Here is a 16,619-nt window from a genome sequence, read left to right as displayed (position 1 = left end):
AGCGGGATCGGGCTGTTAGAGTCCCTTCCCAGCCATGGATATCGGGCACTCGCCCGGCACCCACCCCACCCGCCAGGGACCACCACCGGGCGGCCCGCGCGCAGGAGGAAGAAGTTGCTGTCCGCCTTTCTCAGTGCGTTCCGTACGCCTGACCTGCGCAAGAAGCTGCTGTTCACAGTAGGCATCATCGCGGTCTACCGGCTCGGCGCCACTCTGCCCAGCCCCGGCGTCTCGTACGGCAACGTGCAGAAGTGTCTCGACAGTCTGCAGGGCCAGAACACGGGCGTGCTCAACCTGCTCGACCTGTTCTCCGGCGGCGCGCTGCTGCAGCTCTCGGTCTTCGCGCTGGGCATCATGCCCTACATCACCGCGTCGATCATCCTGCAGCTGCTGACAGTGGTCATCCCCCGGCTGGAGCAGCTCCGCAAGGAGGGCCAGGCCGGCCAGGCGAAGATCACCCAGTACACCCGCTACCTGACCCTCGGCCTGGGCATCCTCCAGTCGTCGGCGTTCGTGGCGCTGGCCCGTTCCGGCCAGCTGTTCCAGAACCGCTGCGACCAGTTCCCGATCGTGCCCGAGGGCACCGGTATCCCGGACTGGCTGACCCTGAGCATCCTGGTCATGACGATGACCGCCGGCACCGGCATGGTGATGTGGCTCGGTGAGCTGATCACCGACCGGGGCGTCGGCAACGGCATGTCCGTCCTGATCTTCACCTCGATCGCGGCCCGGCTCCCCAGCGAAGGCTGGAAGATCAAGACCAACGAGGGCTGGGGCAAGTTCGCCCTGGTGCTCGCGCTGGTCCTGGTGGTCATCACCGCGGTCTGCTTCATCGAGCAGGCGCAGCGCCGCATCCCGGTGCAGTACGCCAAGCGCATGATCGGCCGGCGGATGTACGGCGGCACCTCCACCTACATCCCGCTGAAGGTGAACCAGGCCGGTGTCATCCCGGTCATCTTCGCCTCGTCGCTGCTCTACCTGCCGCAGCTCGCGCTCCAGTTCTTCGACCAGAACGACCCGGGCAAGACCCAGGCCTGGATCCAGAACAACATCGTGCAGGCCGACGCGCCGCTGCACATCGTGATCTACTTCCTGTTGATCATCTTCTTCACGTACTTCTACGTGTCGATCACGTTCAACCCGACCGAGGTCGCGGACAACATGAAGAAGTACGGCGGCTTCGTGCCGGGCATCCGCCCCGGCAAGCCGACCGCCGACTACCTCGACTTCATCCTCAGCCGGATCACCCTGCCGGGCGCGCTCTACCTGGGTATCGTGGCGGTCCTGCCGAACTTCTTCTTCATCTGGCTGAACAGCCAGCAGTTCCAGAACTTCCCGTTCGGCGGCACCGCTGTGCTCATCATGGTCGGCGTCGGTCTCGAGACCGTGAAGCAGATCGAGAGCCAACTCATGCAGCGGAACTACGAAGGGTTCCTGCGGTAGATGCGACTCGTTCTGGTTGGCCCGCCGGGCGCGGGCAAGGGCACACAGGCGGAGTTCATCGCCGCACACCTCTCGGTGCCGAAGATCTCGACCGGTGACATCTTCCGGGCCAACGTCTCCCAGGGGACGCCGCTGGGAGTCGAGGCGAAGCGGTACATGGACGCGGGCAAGCTGGTCCCGGACGAGGTGACCATCAACATGGTCCGGGACCGGCTCGCCGAGCCGGACGCCTCCGAGGGCTTCCTGCTCGACGGTTTCCCGCGCACCACGCCGCAGGCCGCCGCGCTGGACAAGCTCCTCGCCGACCTGGGCACCGCGCTGGATCTGGTGCTGGAGCTGGTCGTCGACGACGACGAGGTGATCCGGCGGCTCTCCGGTCGGCGCACCTGCCGGGGCTGCGGCAAGATCTGGCACGTCGAGTTCGACGCCCCCAGCCGGGAGGGTGTCTGCGACAGGTGCGGCGCCGAGCTGTTCCAGCGCGACGACGACAAGCCGGAGACCATCGCGGCCCGCCTCCGCGAGTACGCCGACAAGACCGCGCCGCTTGTCGACTACTACGGCGCGCAGAACAAGCTGGTCGGGATCGACGCCACCGGCCCGGTGGAGGACGTCACCGTCCGCGCGATCGACGCGCTGCGCTCGTACGGCGGCTGACCTCCCGCCGGGGCCCGGCGGATAGAGTGCGAACAGCGGGGTACGCGACGTGCCCCGCTGTTTCGCTGTGCAAGGCAACGAAAGGTGACCGCTCCATGCGCCGTGCCCAGCTGGACATCCAGCTGAAGACCCCTGACCAGATCCAGAAGATGCGGGCCGCCGGCCTGGTGGTCGCCGAGGCCCTGCGCCGGATGAGCGCGGCGGTCGCCCCCGGGGTGAGTACGGCCGACCTCGACGCCATCGCCGAGGCGACCATCCGCGAGGCGGGCGCGATCCCGTCCTTCAAGGGCTACCACGGCTTCCCCGCCTCGATCTGCTCGTCGGTCAACGAGCAGGTGGTGCACGCGATCCCCGCCGCCGACCAGGTGCTCAGGGAGGGCGACCTGATCTCGATCGACTGCGGCGCGGTGCTGGACGGCTGGCACGGCGACGCGGCGGTCACCGTCGGGGTGGGCGAGGTCGACCCGGCGCTGCTGAAGATGGCCTCGGTCGCCGAGGACGCGATGTGGGCCGGGATCGCCGCCGCCGCGCGGGGTGCCGCGAACGGCCGTGGCCGGCTCACCGACATCTCGCACGCCGTCGAGACCGCCGTCCGCCGGGGCGGCCGGTACGGCATCGTCGACGGCTACGGCGGCCACGGCATCGGCACCGAGATGCACCAGGACCCGCACGTGCTCAACCACGGCCGCCCCGGCAAGGGGCCACGCCTGGTGCCGGGCATGGCGCTGGCGATCGAGCCGATGATCACGATGGGCTCCCCGCGTACCGTCGAGTTGTCCGACGGGTGGACGGTGGTCACCCGGGACCGGTCGATGGCGGTGCACGTCGAGCACTCGATGGCGCTGCTGGAGGACGGGGTCTGGGTGCTGACCGCGTTCGACGGCGGGCGGGCGCGGCTCGGTGACCTGGTGACCGCCCGGCAGCCGGTCGACTCCCCGGCCACCTGACCGTCGTCACCACGGCTCCCCGACCTACGGCTCCCTGCCCTACGGCTACTCCCGCACGAGGCCTCCTGAACCACGGCTCCGGCCCCTGCCGGCCGGTGTCCGCCTCGCCCGTGTCTCCCGTCGTCGCCGGCCCGGTCGAGGCGTGTCCCGGCCGGGGTGGTTCCCGGGCGGGCGGTGTCCGGTTGGGGGGTGTCTGGGGCGGTGCGGTGTCCGGGCGGGCGGTGTCCGGATGGAGGGTGTCCGGCGGTGTGTGTCCCAGTGGTGCGGCCTCAGGCGTGCTGGTCCCGGTGGTTCACGCCGTGGCCGTTTTCCCCGGCGGGCCGGCGGCAGTAGACCACCCCGGGTCCTTCCGAGCTGATGACGTTGACGACTCAACCGCCGGCCGGCCGGGGAGCGGACGTGCCCCCAACCGTCGGCGGGGGAGAGCGACGCGTGGTACAGGCGGGAAGCTCACCCGGGGACGGGGAGAGGAACGTGAGTCGCTGATGTCATCAGGTCGAAAGGACCCGAGGACGGATGCGGTGGGGGAGGGGCGGTCACCGGTGAGAGGAGTCGGGTGGCCCTTCGTGGAAAGAGCCGAAGCGGCCCGGCGACCCCTTGGGGGCTGTTACCGGGCGCATCCGTCCCGGTAGCCGCGGGCCGGGCTGGTCGGCCGGTATCGGTGCCGTTGCGCCAGCCGGGCGAGGCCAGCCGGGCCAGCGTCCGCCAGGCCAGCCCCGCCAGCCCAGCCCCGCCAGGCCAGCCCAGCCGGGCCAGCGTCGTCGGCCGGGTCAGCCGGGGTCAGCGTCGGGCAGCGGTGACGGTGGCGGTGTGACCCCCGGTCCGGCAGTCGCCCCGTGGCCCGGTTGGCGGTTGCGGGTTCGGCGGCGGTGGACCCGTGGTGTCATGCTTGCCGGGATGGAGGGGCGGGCCGGCATGCAGGGGCGGGAACGGATGCGGGCGGCGGATGCCGACCGGGAGGCGACTGCGGAACGTCTCCGGGTCGCCCTGGAAGAGGGCCGGCTGGACCTGCACGAGTACGACGAGCGCCTGCAACAGGCGTACGGGGCGAAGACGTACGCGGAACTGGACACGGTCCTGGCCGATCTGCCGGCACCGGCGTCCGCGCAGCGCTCCGCGCTGGCCCCGCTCGGCCCGCAGGCTCCGCCGGTGCCCGGTTCCGGGGCGTCGGTGCCCGACCGGGAGGTGACGCCTGAGCCGCCGGTGACCGGGGGCACCGTGGTGGGCGAGCCGGTGCCCGTGGATGCCGGCTCCGGCCGGTGGCCGGTCGAGGTGTGGATGCCCTGGCTGCGGGTGGCGGCCCTGCTCACCGTGATCTGGGCGATCTCCTCGGCCGGCAGCCGGGAACTGCTGTTCTACTGGCCGGTATGGGCGCTCGGCCCCTGGGGGGTTCTGCTGCTCCTGCGTACCACGGGCGGGTTCGCCGGTGGCGCTCCCGCCCGGCGGGACCGCCGGCGGGCGGCGCGCGACACGCGGCGGCGCAAGCGCCGGAAGTAGCGTCGGAACGACCGCCGACAGTTGGGCGTTGCGTGGGAGGGTGCCCAGTTTCGTCCGGGTGGGTGACACCACCGGTGGCCGGTTTGGCGACCACCAGTGGGCGGGCGTACACTTTCAGATCGGCGCACAGCGTCCACTCCGGCATGCCCACCACGCGCTTCGGTGGGAGCCCGGAGCCGCGGCTGGCGCGGGTCCCCGACGATCGTCGGAAGGCCCGTGTAAGACGTTGTGGGTCGTCCGGAACAACCGACGTCAGGACAGCGGAGTACATGCCGAAAAAAGACGGAGCCATCGAGATCGAGGGTCGGGTCATCGAGCCTCTGCCGAACGCCATGTTCCGGGTGGAACTCGCGAACGGCCACAAGGTGCTGGCTCACATCAGCGGCAAGATGCGGCAGCACTACATCCGCATCCTGCCGGAGGACCGGGTCGTCGTCGAACTCTCGCCGTACGACCTGACCCGCGGGCGCATCGTCTACCGCTACAAGTAAAGCCTGACGGCGGCCGGGAAGTCCCCGTGTCCGTCTTCGACGTCCGGAGTCGCGGTCACCGCGTCACCGGGCCGGATGGGAAGTAAGGCAACCGTGAAGGTCAAGCCGAGCGTCAAGAGGATCTGCAACAAGTGCCGGGTTATCCGCCGGCACGGCCGGGTCATGGTGATCTGCACCGACCCGCGCCACAAGCAGCGCCAGGGCTGATCCGAGCCCGCCCTCCGTGCGAACGGGGGGCGGCGGACCGGTCCGGGTCGCGCAGATCCGACGACAACACGTCACCAGCTCGTCCCAGCCGCGGAACGTACGTACGCGTACCTTCTCGTGGCCAACCCCCGGTCGGAGGCCGGGGCCCGCTCGGGCAGCGGCCGTCCGGTCGCCGGCGCATGACGCGCCGGAACCGGAACAGGTCGGTAGCGGGGTGGGACGGGTCCACACCTCCGCCACACATCACGAGGAGTACGCCCGCACATGGCACGTCTAGTCGGCGTGGATCTCCCCCGCGAGAAGCGGATGGAGATCGCGCTCACCTACATCTTCGGGGTCGGTCGCACCCGTGCCCAGGAGACGCTCGCCGCTACCGGCATCTCGCCGGACAAGCGCGCTCGGGACCTCACGGACGAGGAGCTGGTCCAGCTCCGCGACCACATCGAGGCGAACTACAAGGTTGAAGGCGACCTGCGCCGCGAGGTCGCCGCCGACATCCGCCGCAAGGTCGAGATCGGCTGCTACGCCGGCATCCGGCACCGCCGGGGCCTGCCCGTGCGTGGCCAGCGGACGCGGACCAACGCCCGCACCCGCAAGGGCCCGAAGCGGACCGTGGCCGGCAAGAAGAAGCCCGGCAAGAAGTAATTCCCACGCCGGCGCCCAGGCCAAGAGCCAGCAGCCGATCGAGAACCCATACAGGAGCGCAGAAGACTTATGCCACCGAAGGCTCGTGCCGGAGCCGCAGTCAAGAAGGTCCGGCGCAAGGAACGCAAGAACGTCGCCCACGGGCAGGCGCACATCAAGAGCACGTTCAACAACACCATCGTGTCCATCACGGACCCGACCGGTGCGGTCATCTCCTGGGCCTCCGCCGGCCAGGTGGGCTTCAAGGGCTCCCGCAAGTCGACCCCGTTCGCCGCGCAGCTGGCCGCCGAGGCCGCCGCGCGTCGGGCGATGGAGCACGGCATGCGCAAGGTCGACGTGTTCGTCAAGGGCCCCGGCTCCGGCCGGGAAACCGCCATCCGCTCGCTGCAGGCCGTCGGGCTGGAGGTCGGCCAGATCGCCGACGTCACCCCGCAGCCGCACAACGGGTGCCGTCCGCCGAAGCGTCGCCGGGTCTGAGAGGTTAGAGAGAGATGGCTCGTTACACCGGTGCTGACTGCCGCCGTTGCCGGCGGGAGAAGATGAAGCTGTTCCTCAAGGGCAGCAAGTGCGATGGCCCGAAGTGCCCGTTCGAGTCCCGGCCGTTCCCGCCCGGACAGCACGGCCGTGGCCGCACGAAGGAGACGGAGTACCTGCTCCAGCTCCGCGAGAAGCAGAAGGCCCGCCGCGTGTACGGCGTGCTGGAGAAGCAGTTCCGCGGGTACTACGAGGAGGCCGTGGCCAAGCAGGCCAAGACCGGTGAGGTCCTCCTGCAGATCCTCGAGTCGCGGCTCGACAACGTGGTCTACCGGGCCGGGTACGCGCACTCCCGGGACATGGCCCGCCAGCTTGTCAAGCACGGTCACTTCACCGTGAACGGCAAGAAGGTCGACATCCCGTCGTACCGCGTCAAGGAGCACGACATCATCGAGGTCCGGGGCAAGAGCAAGGAGCTCACCCCGTTCATCGTGGCGCAGGCCCAGGCCGGCTCGAAGACCGTTCCGGCGTGGCTGGAGGCGATCCCGAGCCAGATGAAGGTTCTGGTGCACTCGCTCCCGGCCCGCCAGGTGATCGACACCCAGGTCCAGGAGCAGCTGATCGTCGAGCTCTACTCCAAGTAAGGGCTCGTTGCGGTGGCCCGTCCTGCGGGGCGGGCCACCGGAACAGTTTGTGTCGTGGACGTCATATAGCGGGCGTCCCGGAAGAGAAGAGAAGAAATGCTCATCAGCCAGCGACCGTCTCTCTCCGAAGAGTCGATCAACGAGACCCGCTCCCGGTTCACCATCGAGCCGCTGGAGCCCGGCTTCGGCTACACCCTGGGCAACTCGCTGCGGCGTACGCTGCTGTCGTCCATCCCGGGTGCCGCGGTCACCTCGATCAAGATCGACGGTGTGCTGCACGAGTTCACCACGATCCCCGGGGTCAAGGAGGACGTGGTCGAGCTCGTCATGAACATCAAGGAGCTCTGCGTCAGCTCCGAGCACGACGAGCCGGTCAGCATGTACCTGCGCAAGCAGGGGCCGGGCGACGTGACCGCCGGCGACATCCAGCCCCCGGCCGGTGTCTCGGTGCACAACCCCGACCTCAAGCTCGCCACCCTCAACGGCAAGGGCCGGCTCGACATGGAGCTGACCGTCGAGCGGGGTCGCGGCTACGTGACGGCGGCGCAGAACAAGCAGGCCGGCGCCGAGATCGGCCGGATCCCGGTCGACTCGATCTACTCGCCGGTGCTGAAGGTGACGTACCGCGTCGAGGCGACCCGTGTCGAGCAGCGGACCGACTTCGACCGGCTGATCATCGACGTCGAGACCAAGCCGTCGATGGGCCCGCGTACCGCGCTGGCCTCCGCCGGTTCGACGCTGGTGGAGCTGTTCGGGCTGGCCCGGGAGCTGGACGAGACCGCCGAGGGCATCGACATCGGGCCGTCCCCGCAGGACGCCCAGCTGGCGGCCGACCTCGCCCTGCCGATCGAGGAGTTGGACCTCACCGTCCGCTCCTACAACTGCCTCAAGCGCGAGGGCATCAACTCCGTTGGTGAGCTGATCGGGCGTACCGAGGCCGACCTCCTCGACATCCGCAACTTCGGTCAGAAGTCGATCGACGAGGTCAAGATGAAGCTCGCCGGGATGGGTCTGGGGCTGAAGGACTCGGCCCCGAACTTCGACCCGGCACACGTCGTGGACGCCTTCGGCGAGGCCGACTACGACACCGACGACTATCGCGAGACCGAGCAGCTCTAGTCCGCGCTGCCGCCACACCTGAGGAGCACCAAGCATGCCCACGCCCACCAAGGGCCCCCGCCTCGGCGGCAGCCCCGCGCACGAGCGGCTGATGCTGGCCAACCTGGCCACCGCGCTGTTCCAGCACGGCAAGATCCAGACCACCGAGACGAAGGCCCGGCGGCTGCGTCCGCTGGCCGAGCAGCTCATCACCAAGGCCAAGCGGGGCGACCTCGCCTCGCGGCGTCGGGTGCTGGGCGTCGTCAAGGACAAGGACGTGGTCTACTCCCTGTTCGACCAGATCGCGCCCCGGTACGCCAACCGCAACGGTGGCTACACCCGGATCGTGAAGACCGGCCCGCGCAAGGGTGACGCCGCTCCGATGGCGATCATCGAGCTGGTGGAGGAGCTTCAGGTCGCCGAGCCGAAGGCGAACAAGAAGACCGCCGCCCGCAAGGCCGCCCAGCAGGACAAGGTCGAGGCGCTCGCCCCGGCCGAGGAGACCCCGGCGGCCCCGGCCGACCAGGACTCCGAGGCGCCGGTCTCGGCGTCCGGTGACACCGCCGCCGCCCGCGAGGACAGCGACGAGGCCACCGAGGCCACCGAGAACAAGGCCTGAGCAACGGCAGCACCGTCGGGCCCGGCATCCCTTCCTGGGGTGCCGGGCCCGACGTCGTGAACGGGAGGTACGAGGTGGACGAGCGGACCCGGCTGCGGCTGGACGTCGCGTACGACGGCACCGACTTCTCCGGCTGGGCCGCCCAGCCGACCCGGCGCACGGTGGCCGGGGTGCTGGTCGCGACGCTGGACCTGGTGCTCGGGGCGGGCACCGTGACCGGCCTGACCGTGGCCGGGCGCACCGACGCCGGGGTGCACGCCACCGGGCAGGTCTGCCACCTCGACCTGCCCGCCACCGTCTGGGCGGAACACCGGGAGCGGCTGCTGCGCCGGCTGGCCCGGCTGCTCCCCGGTGACGTACGGGTCCGGGCGATGACGGAGGTGCCCGCCGACTTCGACGCCCGGTTCTCGGCGACCTTCCGCCGGTACGAGTATCGGGTGACCGACGCCCCGTGGGGTGCCGAGCCGCTGCGGCGGCGGGACACCCTCGCCTGGCCCCGGGCGTTGGACCCGGCCGCCCTGAACGTCGCGGCGGCCGGCCTGGTCGGGGAGCACGACTTCGCCGCGTACTGCCGGCGCAAGGAGAACGCCACGACGGTGCGCGAGGTGACCCGGCTGGACTGGCGGCGGGACCCGGACGGCATCCTGGTCGCCACCGTGCAGGCCGACGCGTTCTGCCAGGCGATGGTGCGCAGCCTGGTGGGGGCGATGCTGACCGCCGGGGACGGTCGACGTCCCGTCGGGTGGCCGGCCGGGCTGCTCGTCAGGCGGGAACGCTCCAGCGAGGTGACGGTCGCGCCGGCGCACGGGTTGACCCTGGTGGCCGTCGGCTATCCGGCCGACCCGGCCGAGTACGCCGACCGCGCCGACCGGACCCGCCGGTTGCGGCTGCCGGTGGAGTCCTGACCCGGTGCTACCGCCGGGCGGCGGCGCTGCGCTGGCGGGCCGACTCGTAGAGCACCACGGTCGCGGCGGCCGCCGCGTTCAGGGAACTGGCTGCGCCGGACATCGGAACCCGGACGAGCTGGTCGCAGGCGTCCCGCCAGCCGGCGCTCAGACCGGTGGTCTCGTTGCCGATCAGGGTCAGCGTGGGTTGCGTGAAGTCGTACCCGGCGACATCCAGTGCGGCGCGCTCGTCGGCGCCCGCGATGCCGATGTGGACACCGTCGGCCCGCACGTCGGCGACCCAGGACAGCACCGCCTGGTGCGCGGGCACCCGGACCACGGGCAGCGCGAACAGCGAGCCGGTGCTCGCCCGTACCGCCTTCGGGTCGTACACGTCGGCGGCATGGCCGGTGACGATGACGCCGGACGCGCCGAAGGCGTCCGCGGACCGGACGAGGGTCCCGATGTTGCCGGGGCTGGTGGGCCTGTCGAACACGACGGCGAGCATGGTCGGTCCGGTCGGGATGCGGCGCAGGTCGTCCTCCGGTAGGGCGACCACGGCCAGCAGTTCCGGCACCGTGTCCGCCTTGCCGCCCAACTCGTGCATCAGGTCGGGGGAGACGGCGTACCGCTCGGCCGGGACGGTGTCCAGGGCCGTGCGGGCCCAGCCGGAGAGCTGGGCGTCGGCGGCGTAGAGCAGCTCCCGGACCTGCCAGCCGTGTTCGATGGACATCGCGATCGGGCGTACGCCCTGCACGAGGAACTCGCCGCGACGCTGCCGCTTGGTCCGGTTGCGCAGTAGGGCCTCCCACTGCTGGAACCGCGCGTTGCGGCCACTCACCCGCCCCCTCACCGGTGTTCCCGCTCAGGATCGTGCCCGAGCCCCCGGCGGATCGCGATCTCCACGGGCGAGTACGCACCGTCGGGCCGTTCCAGTTCGTACGGTGCCGCCGGCATCAGCGGCGGCTGGGCCATGAACCGCGGTCGCGTCCCGTGGTGCGGCTGCGCCGCGTGCACCAGGAACGGGTGGCAGAGGAAGACGTCACCCGGGGATCCGGTGGCCAGGGCGACCGGCCGGTGGTCCGACGCCGCCACCAGGTCGGGCGCGAGGTCGAGCCCGCTCGCCCCGTCCTGTCCGTACTTCTCGAGCACCTTCGGCACGTCGAGGTGGGAGCCGACCCTGATCCGGGTCGGCGCGTCCTCGTCTCCGACCTCGCTGAACAGGAACAGCATCAGCAGGGCCCGACCCCGGGAGCGGACGTTCGTGAAGTACCAGTTCGCGCCCTCCGGCAGGTAGCTGCCCTCGATGTGCCAGCCCGCGTCGTCCGGCTCGTCGGGGTGCGGGAAGCGCAACGGGAAGGTGCCGAGTGAGTAGCGCGGCTCCCAGCGTCCCGCGCCGACGAGCAGGTCGTAGGCGTGGTGGAGGAACGGGGAGTTGGGTGCGGCCGCGAACGGCCCCTGCGCCATGCCGGGCACCCAGTGCACGGGCTGCGTCCAGGTGGCCGGGTCGTCCGGGTCGCAGCCGGTCTCCCGCCACAGCAGCCGCGCGCAGTCCGCGGCCACGCGCGGCGCGACGGCGCCCGCCAGCTTCACGAAACCGTCGTGAAGGAACCGGGATACCAGTGTCGTGTCGTCCATGCGCCCATCGTGGGACGGCACCGGGTCCGGTCGCCCGACACTTCCCGCTCCGCTTCTGTCGGGTGTGCCGCGTGCGCGCCGGCCCACGATACGACAGGCCGGGTCGCCCGGCACCACGGCTCAGGTTCCGCCACAGCGCCGAAGGGAACGAACGCATGGAGACCCGCATCGTCGGCCGTTCCGCATTCCGGCTCGTGGGGCACGCCACCCGGGTTCCCCTGATCCACCGGGGCGTCAACCCGTACATCCAGCGGCACGTCGCGGCGTTGCCGGCGCAGGAGCACCTGCGCCTGAAGGCGCTCGGCGACGCCGAGCCGGCCGGCCTGCTCGCGGTCTGCGCCGACCTCGACGCGGACTACGGCGAGGGCAGCGAGTTGACCTACCTGCACGGGGTCGCCGTGTCCCGGAGCACGCAGGTCCCGGCCGACCTGGACGTGATCGAGGTGCCGGCGGGCCGCTGGGTGGTCATCCGGGTCGTGGGGCCGCATCCGCAGATGCTGCAGCGGACCTGGGCCGACGCCGCGACCGGGTGGTTCCCCTTCAACCCGTGGCGGCTGCGGCCGGGCCCGGAGATCGTCGCAGTGTCCGCGCCGACGGACGACCCCGGCAGTCCGACCCGCGAACTCTGGTTGCCCGTCGAACCGGCGTAGCGACCGGGCACGCCGCCGGCCAGTCCCGGGCCGGCTCCTCAGACGCAGGCCCGGCCGCTCCGGCCGGGCCTGCGTCGCCGGCGGTCAGTCGCCTGGCAGTTCGTCGGTGTCCGGGTCGTCGCCGCGCGGGGAGGCGGTGGGCGTCCGGCGGGTCCCGGCGGACGGGGTGGCCGAGGCGCCGGTGGCCCTGGCGGTGGGCTGGTCCACGCTGACGGCGGCCGCGCGACGGTCCAGCACCCCCTTGTCCAGGTGCAGCTCGATCAGGTCGTAGATGATCTCGCGGACGGCGCGGTCACCGGCCGGGACGGCACCGGCGTCGTCCCGGGTGACCAGGCAGTAGGCGACGTAGTGGCCGCGTACCTGCCAGGCGACGCGGGCGGCGGCGGTGGCGACCGACTCGGTGTCGTCCCCGGCGGGCATGCCCCGGAACCGGCCGCGCCGGTCGTCGAGCAGCGGCCTGATCCGGTCCCGGACGCGTTGCGCGGTGGCCAGGTCGGTCAGGTTGAACAGGCCGGCGGTGAGCAGGTGGTCGCCGTCGGGGGAGCGCAGGGTGGCCCGGACCACCTGGCTGCACCCGAGGGTGACCAGCAGGTCGGCGATCTCACCGGTGGCGGCCTCGGCGCAGTTCGCGCCGGCCTGGGTCTTGAGCACCTGGTACTCGTGCCGGTCGACGCCGACGACCAGGGTCTTGCCGGGGAAGACCTCCTTGGCGGTCAACGGCTGCCGGTCGACGTCCCGGGAGTCCAGCGGGCCGGCGGCGGCCTGGTCGGTCGGGGCGGTGCTCGCCGACGGCGTCGGCGCGGCCCCGTTCTGCGCCGGGCCGTCGGTGGCGGTGCGGTCGATGAGCAGCAGGGCCCCACCGATGCCGCAGAGGCCGAGCAGCATCAGCACCGCCGCCCCGCCGACGGCGATCTGCCAGAGCCGGCCGCCGCGGGCGTCACCGGAGCGGCGGGACCGGGACCGCTGCGGCGTGGACGTCGGGGCGGGCACCTGGACGGCGGAGCGGATCGGGACGGGATCGGCCTCCGGCGGCACCGGCCGGGCGGTCCGGGGCAGGGAGGGTGCCGGGAAACGGGACGGGGAGGGTCCGGCCGGCGCGGTCGGTCCGGGTTGCACCAGCGGCAGGTCCGCCCCGGGGCGCGGGTTCTCCTCAAACGCGTCCTCAGCGGACTCGTACCGATATACCATGTCGCCCAGAGTAGGGTTCATTGCCCTTTTAGGGGATAAAATCAGGAAATACCGCGCGGCGCGTCGGATGCCCCGGACCGTCCACCCCGGCGGGCCGCCGGGCACACCGACCGCCGACGACGGGACCGGTACGGGCCGGTGGAAGAATGCCCCGGTGACCGGCGACCACTACTTCACCCCGGAGCCCAGCGCCCCGGCCCACCCCCGCGAGGTCGAGTTCCACGTCGCCGGGCGCGACTACACGCTCGCCTCCGCCAGCGGGGTCTTCTCCGCCGCCCGGCTCGACCCCGGCACCGCCGTACTGCTGCGCAAGGCCGAGCTGCCGACCGCCGGCACCGGCGGTCACCTGCTCGACATCGGCTGCGGGTTCGGGCCGATCAGCTGCGTGCTGGCCGACCTCGCACCGACCGCCACCGTGTGGGCGGTCGACGTCAACGCCCGGGCCCGCGAGCTGACCGCCGCGAACGCCGCCCGCGTCGACGCCGCCGACCGGGTGCACGCCGTCGCCCCGGACGAGGTGCCGGCCGAGGTCACCTTCACCCAGATCTGGTCCAACCCGCCGATCCACATCGGCAAGCCCGAACTGCACGCCCTGCTGCGCCGCTGGCTGCCCCGGCTCGCCGGCGATGGCGTCGGCTGGCTGGTGGTGGCCCGGCACCTCGGTGGCGACTCGCTGCACCGCTGGCTGGGCGACGAGGGATTCACCGTCGTCCGGCAGGCCAGCCAGCGGGGCTACCGGGTGCTGCGGGTCACCAGGTAATCGAGTGTCGCCCGGCCCCACGCCTCGGGCAGGATGCCGACGTGGGATACGTGGACGTGGCAGCGGTCGGGCACATCCTCCCGGACGGTCGGGAACTCTTCGCCGACGTGTCGTTCCGGGTCGGTGAGGGCGCGAAGGTCGCCCTGGTCGGGCCGAACGGCGCCGGCAAGACGACGCTGCTGCGGATGGTCGCCGGTGACCTGCCGGTGCGTACCGGCGCGGTTGCCCGATCCGGTGGGCTCGGCGTGATGCGGCAGTTCATCGGCATGATCGGCGACGAGTCGACGCTGGCCGACCTGGCCCTGTCGCTGGCCCCACCGGCGCTGCGCGCGGCCGGCCACCGGCTCGCCGACACCGAACGGGCCATGCGCGAGGCCGAGCTGCGCGGCAAGTACAGCACCGCCGCCGGCAAGGCCCAACTGGCGTACGCCGACGCGCTGGCCGCCTGGGGCGAGGCCGGCGGGTACGACGCCGAGGTGCTCTTCGACACCGTCACCACCACCGTGCTCGACCTGCCCTGGGACGCCTCCCGGGACCGCCCGGTGCGCACCCTGTCGGGCGGGCAGCAGAAGCGCTTCGCCCTGGAACTGCTGCTGCGCGGCCCCGACGAGGTGCTGCTGCTCGACGAGCCGGACAACTTCCTCGACGTGCCCGGCAAACGCTGGCTGGAGCAGCGGCTGCGCGAGTCGGCCAAGTCGGTGCTGTACGTCTCGCACGACCGGGAACTGCTCGCGCACACCGCCGACCGGGTGGTCGCCGTCGAAGGGGGCAGCGCGTGGGTGCACCCGGGAGGCTTCGCGAGCTGGCACGACGCCCGCACGGCCCGGCACGCCCGCCTCGACGAGCTGCGCCGCCGCTGGGACGAGGAGCACCAGAAGCTGCGTGAGCTGATGCTGATGTACAAGCAGAAGGCCGCGTACAACGACGGGCTCGCCTCCCGCTACCAGGCGGCGCAGACCCGGCTGCGCAAGTTCGAGGAGGCCGGGCCGCCGCCCGTACCGCCGAAGGACCAGGACATCCGGATGCGGCTGGCCGGCGGACGGACCGGCAAGCGCGCGGTGATCTGCGAGCAGCTCGAGCTGGACGGCCTGACCTACCCCTTCGACCTGGAACTGTGGTACGGCGACCGGGTGGCGGTGCTCGGGGCCAACGGCACCGGCAAGTCGCACTTCCTGCGCCTGCTGGCCCGGGGCGGCACCGACCCCGACCCGGCCAACGGCCCGGTGGACGGGGCCGCCGCGCTGGCCCCGGTGGCGCACGCCGGGGTGGTCCGGCTGGGCGCCCGGGTGCGGCCGGGACACTTCTCGCAGACCCACGACCGGCCGGAGCTGATGGCGAAGACCCTGGTCGAGGTGCTGTGGCGCGGTGACGAGCACCGGGACGGGATGGACCGGCACGCGGCGATGGCGGCGCTGAGCCGCTACGAGCTGGCCGGCCAGGGCGACCAGCGGTTCGGCACCCTCTCCGGCGGCCAACAGGCCCGGTTCCTGGTGCTGCTGCTGGAGCTGTCCGGGGCCACCCTGCTGCTGCTCGACGAGCCGACCGACAACCTCGACCTGGCCTCGGCGGAGGCGTTGGAGGCGGGAATGGCCGCGTTCGCCGGGACGGTGGTGGCGGTCACCCACGACCGCTGGTTCACCCGCTCGTTCGACAGGTTCGTGCTGTTCCGGGGCGACGGCGACGTGGTGGAGACCCCGGAGCCGGTCTGGGACGTGGGCTGAGCCGGCCGCGCTCACCGTGAGGCGACGACCACACCCGGTCACCGGGCGGGGTCGCCGCCGCTCGGGGCCGCTCCGGGCGGCATAGGGTGATCTCGTGACTGAGATGACCTACCGCCGGCTGGGCGACTCCGGGCTCGTGGTGTCCGTGGTCGGCATCGGCTGCAACAACTTCGGCCGCAAGCTCGACACCGACGGCACCCGGGCGGTGGTCGACGCCGCGCTCGACGCCGGGATCACCTTCTTCGACACCGCCGACATCTACGGCGAGCCGCCGGGCGGCTCGGAGGAACTGCTCGGGCAGGCCCTCAAGGGGCGGCGCGACGACGTGGTGCTGGCCACCAAGTTCGGCATGTCGATGGGCGGGCGCAACGGCCGCGACTTCGGGGTACGCGGCTCCCGGCGGTACGTGGTGCGGGCCGTCGAGGCGTCGCTGCGCCGGCTCGGCACCGACCACATCGACCTGTACCAGCTGCACGAGCCCGACCCGGACACCCCGGTCGACGAGACGCTCGCCGCGCTGGACGACCTGGTCCGCGCCGGCAAGGTGCGGTACCTGGGCAACTCCAACTTCTCCGGCTGGCAGATCGCCGACGCCGACTGGACGGCGAAGACCCGGGGGCTGACCCGGTTCATCAGCGCGCAGAACCACTACAACCTGCTCCACCGGGACGCCGAGGTCGAGATCGTCCCGGCCTGCGAGCGGTTCGGCCTGGGGCTGCTGCCGTTCTTCCCGCTGGCCAACGGCCTGCTCACCGGCAAGTACCGGCGGGACAGCGCCCCGCCCGCCGGCAGTCGCCTCGCCGGTGGCGGCCGGTACGCCGAACGACTCGCCGCCGCCCGCTGGGACACCATCGAGGCGCTGGAGGCGTACGCGGCGCAGCGGGGGCTGACGCTGCTCCAGGTGGCCATCGGCGGGCTGGCCGCCCGTCCGGCGGTGGCCTCGGTCATCGCCGGCGCCACCACCGCCGAGCAGGTCCGCGCGAACGCCGCCGCCGGCGGTTGGCAGCCCACCGACGACGACCTCGACGCGCTGGACGCCCTGCTCTGAGCACACCGGCC

Annotated in this window: 19 protein-coding genes; 16 read left to right on the top strand and 3 right to left on the bottom strand. The window is 71.9% G+C overall.

Going from position 1 to position 16,619, the window contains the following annotated elements:
- Positions 1-114 precede the first annotated feature (114 nt).
- The 12 genes from secY to truA all read left to right on the top strand — a co-directional run bounded on the left by secY (position 115) and on the right by truA (position 9,624).
- Entirely contained in the window at positions 115-1,443 is a 1,329-nt protein-coding gene (gene secY, locus B5D80_RS28300; RefSeq protein ID WP_088646993.1) for a preprotein translocase subunit SecY, read from the top strand.
- Complete coding sequence (locus tag B5D80_RS28295) at positions 1,444-2,097, top strand: adenylate kinase (protein WP_088646992.1); 654 nt, start codon at positions 1,444-1,446, stop codon at positions 2,095-2,097.
- Positions 2,098-2,192: 95 nt separating this feature from the next.
- Positions 2,193-3,044, top strand: a complete 852-nt coding sequence (map, locus tag B5D80_RS28290) for a type I methionyl aminopeptidase (RefSeq protein ID WP_088646991.1) — start codon at positions 2,193-2,195, stop codon at positions 3,042-3,044.
- An 897-nt stretch (positions 3,045-3,941) separates the two neighbouring features.
- A complete protein-coding gene (locus B5D80_RS28285; RefSeq protein WP_425437275.1) occupies positions 3,942-4,541 on the top strand; it encodes a DUF1707 SHOCT-like domain-containing protein in 600 nt (199 codons plus the stop codon).
- A gap of 269 nt (positions 4,542-4,810) precedes the next feature.
- Complete coding sequence (gene infA, locus B5D80_RS28280; RefSeq protein ID WP_007073013.1) at positions 4,811-5,032, top strand: translation initiation factor IF-1; 222 nt, start codon at positions 4,811-4,813, stop codon at positions 5,030-5,032.
- Positions 5,033-5,125: 93 nt separating this feature from the next.
- Complete coding sequence (gene rpmJ / locus B5D80_RS28275; protein ID WP_012184307.1) at positions 5,126-5,239, top strand: 50S ribosomal protein L36; 114 nt, start codon at positions 5,126-5,128, stop codon at positions 5,237-5,239.
- Between the two features lie 264 nt (positions 5,240-5,503).
- A complete protein-coding gene (gene rpsM, locus B5D80_RS28270) occupies positions 5,504-5,884 on the top strand; it encodes a 30S ribosomal protein S13 (RefSeq protein ID WP_088646990.1) in 381 nt (126 codons plus the stop codon).
- Between the two features lie 69 nt (positions 5,885-5,953).
- Positions 5,954-6,361: a 30S ribosomal protein S11 gene (gene rpsK / locus B5D80_RS28265; RefSeq protein WP_030329919.1), complete on the top strand. Its 408-nt coding sequence runs from the start codon at positions 5,954-5,956 to the stop codon at positions 6,359-6,361.
- A 14-nt stretch (positions 6,362-6,375) separates the two neighbouring features.
- Positions 6,376-7,002: a 30S ribosomal protein S4 gene (gene rpsD, locus B5D80_RS28260; protein WP_067301470.1), complete on the top strand. Its 627-nt coding sequence runs from the start codon at positions 6,376-6,378 to the stop codon at positions 7,000-7,002.
- Positions 7,003-7,098: 96 nt separating this feature from the next.
- Positions 7,099-8,121, top strand: coding sequence for a DNA-directed RNA polymerase subunit alpha (locus B5D80_RS28255; RefSeq protein WP_007073009.1), 1,023 nt, complete (start codon positions 7,099-7,101; stop codon positions 8,119-8,121).
- 34 nt (positions 8,122-8,155) lie between these two features.
- Positions 8,156-8,719 carry a 50S ribosomal protein L17 gene (rplQ, locus tag B5D80_RS28250; RefSeq protein ID WP_088646989.1) on the top strand — a complete coding sequence of 188 codons (564 nt, stop codon included), beginning with the start codon at positions 8,156-8,158 and terminating at the stop codon, positions 8,717-8,719.
- A gap of 74 nt (positions 8,720-8,793) precedes the next feature.
- Positions 8,794-9,624, top strand: a complete 831-nt coding sequence (truA, locus tag B5D80_RS28245) for a tRNA pseudouridine(38-40) synthase TruA (RefSeq protein WP_088646988.1) — start codon at positions 8,794-8,796, stop codon at positions 9,622-9,624.
- Positions 9,625-9,631: 7 nt separating this feature from the next.
- On the opposite strand, the gene B5D80_RS28240 is transcribed toward truA, so the two are convergent.
- Positions 9,632-10,444 (bottom strand): TrmH family RNA methyltransferase, encoded by an 813-nt coding sequence (locus B5D80_RS28240; protein ID WP_245855038.1) that lies wholly within the window; start codon positions 10,442-10,444, stop codon positions 9,632-9,634.
- 8 nt (positions 10,445-10,452) lie between these two features.
- Entirely contained in the window at positions 10,453-11,241 is a 789-nt protein-coding gene (locus B5D80_RS28235) for a phytanoyl-CoA dioxygenase family protein (RefSeq protein ID WP_088646986.1), read from the bottom strand.
- A gap of 155 nt (positions 11,242-11,396) precedes the next feature.
- Between B5D80_RS28235 and B5D80_RS28230 the strand changes: the two genes are divergently transcribed.
- Positions 11,397-11,891 carry a GyrI-like domain-containing protein gene (locus B5D80_RS28230; RefSeq protein WP_088646985.1) on the top strand — a complete coding sequence of 165 codons (495 nt, stop codon included), beginning with the start codon at positions 11,397-11,399 and terminating at the stop codon, positions 11,889-11,891.
- An 84-nt stretch (positions 11,892-11,975) separates the two neighbouring features.
- Here B5D80_RS28230 and B5D80_RS28225 read toward each other — a convergent pair whose 3' ends face one another.
- Positions 11,976-13,079 carry a hypothetical protein gene (locus B5D80_RS28225; RefSeq protein WP_245855037.1) on the bottom strand — a complete coding sequence of 368 codons (1,104 nt, stop codon included), beginning with the start codon at positions 13,077-13,079 and terminating at the stop codon, positions 11,976-11,978.
- A gap of 154 nt (positions 13,080-13,233) precedes the next feature.
- Between B5D80_RS28225 and B5D80_RS28220 the strand changes: the two genes are divergently transcribed.
- From B5D80_RS28220 to B5D80_RS28210, 3 genes are all read left to right on the top strand, one after another.
- On the top strand, positions 13,234-13,839 hold the full coding sequence (locus tag B5D80_RS28220) for a class I SAM-dependent methyltransferase (protein ID WP_088647011.1): 606 nt from the start codon (positions 13,234-13,236) through the stop codon (positions 13,837-13,839).
- Between the two features lie 41 nt (positions 13,840-13,880).
- Positions 13,881-15,560 carry an ABC-F family ATP-binding cassette domain-containing protein gene (locus B5D80_RS28215; RefSeq protein ID WP_088646984.1) on the top strand — a complete coding sequence of 560 codons (1,680 nt, stop codon included), beginning with the start codon at positions 13,881-13,883 and terminating at the stop codon, positions 15,558-15,560.
- 103 nt (positions 15,561-15,663) lie between these two features.
- Positions 15,664-16,608 carry an aldo/keto reductase gene (locus B5D80_RS28210; protein WP_088646983.1) on the top strand — a complete coding sequence of 315 codons (945 nt, stop codon included), beginning with the start codon at positions 15,664-15,666 and terminating at the stop codon, positions 16,606-16,608.
- The last annotated feature ends 11 nt before the right edge of the window (positions 16,609-16,619 follow it).

The sequence above is a fragment of the Micromonospora wenchangensis genome, from assembly GCF_002210435.1.
In the GTDB taxonomy this organism is placed as follows: domain Bacteria; phylum Actinomycetota; class Actinomycetes; order Mycobacteriales; family Micromonosporaceae; genus Micromonospora; species Micromonospora wenchangensis.
The sequence above is the reverse complement of the archived record's forward strand: the minus strand, read 5'-3'. Positions and strand labels throughout refer to the sequence as shown.